Here is a 2,796-nt window from a genome sequence, read left to right as displayed (position 1 = left end):
AAGGTGTAGTTTTCCAAGAGATGGGTCTTTGATTTTTCCGTAAATAGTATCATTTGAGTTGGTAATGACAAAATCAGATTGTCTTTTTTGGATGTTTATAAAATCTCCTAATCTTTTAGCGATACTATCTTTTGGGATAATCCTCGTTGTTTTTCCAGCGTAAATTCCGTCTTCATTTGAAGGTTTAACATAAGTATAAATTTTATCGTTAAATCTTATTTTTTTGTACTTTTTTAATTTATGACTACGAAACTTAATTTTATCTTTTTTTGGGTTTGAATTTAATTCGTAGAGAACACTTCTTTTGGAAATGACATTCCTTATAGTTCCATAAATAGTATCATTTTTATAGTCAACAACAAAATCCAAGAATTCATTTTGAGAAAAACCAAATAGAGGAAGTACAATTGCTAAAATCAAAAATGTTCTTTGGGTTTTCTTCATAATTATTGCCAACGGTCTTGTGTATGGTTAGTTGCGAGTTTAAGCAACTAATTTAGTAAACAAAAACGAACGCGAGAAAATTCCGAAGGAATTTTCCAAATAAGTACTTGCCAAAGCAATTAATTATACACGTTGTTGCCAACTGGCTTTATTTCATTATTTCAGTCAGATAAACGATTCCGAAAATCCAACCAACATAGAGTAGAGTATAAGTCAGCGAGTAAACTGCTGAAATTCCAATATCTCCTTTTGTATCTTTTGATTTGTTGAAAACGAATTTTAATGCTCTGAAAAAAATCCAATATAACATTGCTAAAATAATAAATAGCGAAAACCAAAAAACAGCTTCTAAAACTATTAGTAAAATCACAAACAATATTGACATTCCAATCCAGAGTAAAATTGATAAAATCAATCCGCCAATTCCATCTCCAACTGATGGTAATTCCATAGTAGGTCCAGTTCCGCTATTTGCAATGAAATCTCCACTTTTAAAATTCCGAAATTTTGGAAAATCGTCAATTAGTCCAATTCCGCTATAAAGTACATAAGTCATAAAAAGAAATAATGCTGTCGCTATAATTCCGAGTGATAAATACAGGTTAGAAGTCAAACTCCGATTGTAATTTATTCCAGTTAGATAAACAGTCAGAATTGTAATTCCGATTACGAGTAATGAAACTATGAAAACGGATTTTCCTTTTAAATAATTCTGTTTAATTTTCAATTTAGAGGTTTTTGGTCAGCTTGTTGGCAACGGTCTAGTGTATGATTTCGTTGCGTGTTTAAGCGATAAATTTAGCAAATAAATCACAGATAGAAAGTCCGCGAGGACTTTCGTAAGTAGGCTATAACTAGCAATGAATTATACACATTGTTGTGCAACGTTTTTTATGCAAAGTATTCCGATTTCCATTGACTTATTAATTCGCCAATACTTTTCATATTTGTATTGTCCGTTATCATATTTAATTCTTTTAATCGATAAATGACACTTGTTTTAGAAACGTTAAAATGATTGGCAAGTCTCTCTATAATTCGTCTGAATTTTTTCTGATTACTGTAATTATCATCAAAAACTAAATTGCTTTTTGAGTTTGAATACTGCCAAGTTTTCGCAACAATTGATGTTCTTGGTAATATTAGCGATGCAGAAAAATAATTTGCTTGCCATTCAACCCAATGTCTTGGATTTTCAAGTCGATTTTTTCCAATGCTAAAATCATATTTGGAATCCGAAAATGAATTCATTAACTCTTGATTAATTGCTAATCTTTGGTGCAAAATATAATGTCCAAATTCGTGACCCAAAACAAATAATTCTCTTGGTGTATCAACGATTTTTTTACTTATTCCGATTATTTTATTGTCAATATCACACGTCCCTAAATATTTATTTTCTTTAGGTGCAAAATGCTGTATTTCTATTCCGTATTCATTTTCAATAAACTCGCTCAATTCTTTAACGCTTAAACCGTAAGCTTGAATTAGTAAGTCTTGGTTTATTTTATCAAGTTCTTCTTTTGATATTTCGTCAATATCGTCTCTTGAAAGTCTGTCAATTCCATAAGTTATATTGCTGTTCGCTTTAGTTAGAAGATTTAGTAATTCTCCGTCAATAAGTTTTTCCATTGACCTTAAACCATCATCTAATAAGTTATGGTTAATCAATTCTTTAATAAATGGTATGCTTGATTCATTTTCAGATGAACGTTTGTAATGAATAATTTTAAAATTCTCTACGGATTCACCTTCAATAACCATCATTCCAGTCGATTCAGCAAAGTTATATGCTGATTTTTGGAATGGTCCATTACTAATTATAATTCCTTTTGCATTGACTCCAGAAACTTGTGTAATGTCGCTATGAAATTTTTGAACTTGCTCAACAGGTACTCGCTTTCCATAATTTTTGCATTCAATGAAATAAGTCATCATTGGTCTGTCTGCATTTGGTGGCTTGAATTCAATGACTAAATCAAATTCAATTTCTCCTTTACGCAATTCAGAATAGCATTTAGCTTTTGGAATAATATTCAAGAATTCTTTAACACCAAATAATCCGTTTTCTTTTAAGTTTTCAATAATTTCAAGAGACTTTTCCTCAAATTGATTTCCTTTTTTTACGGTGTTCATAAATGTATTATCGGTGTTTCTTTAAATGTTGCACAACGGTCTTGTGTATGGTTAGTTGCGTGGTTAAACAACTAAGTTAGCAAACTTTTACGAACCAGAGAAAATTCCGCAGGAATTTTCGCAAGTAGGCACTTAAAAAGCAATTAATTATACACGTTGTTAGCTACTTTAGTGCGTACAGACCAAAGTGAAAGCTTTTAGTTAGTCTGTTCTCCA

General features: G+C 30.8%; 3 protein-coding genes. All 3 read right to left on the bottom strand.

What is annotated here, in order from left to right:
* Positions 1-444 (bottom strand): hypothetical protein (locus tag VDP25_RS17445; protein WP_334471889.1); only part of this gene is annotated, 444 nt, incomplete at its 3' end.
* A 148-nt stretch (positions 445-592) separates the two neighbouring features.
* Positions 593-1,171 (bottom strand): hypothetical protein, encoded by a 579-nt coding sequence (locus VDP25_RS17440; protein ID WP_334471887.1) that lies wholly within the window; start codon positions 1,169-1,171, stop codon positions 593-595.
* 164 nt (positions 1,172-1,335) lie between these two features.
* Complete coding sequence (locus VDP25_RS17435) at positions 1,336-2,580, bottom strand: ImmA/IrrE family metallo-endopeptidase (protein ID WP_334471885.1); 1,245 nt, start codon at positions 2,578-2,580, stop codon at positions 1,336-1,338.
* Positions 2,581-2,796: the final 216 nt, after the last annotated feature.

It is taken from the genome of Winogradskyella sp. ECml5-4 (assembly GCF_036903175.1).
GTDB lineage: Bacteria > Bacteroidota > Bacteroidia > Flavobacteriales > Flavobacteriaceae > Winogradskyella > Winogradskyella damuponensis.
This window is presented reverse-complemented; position numbering and strand designations above follow the sequence as displayed.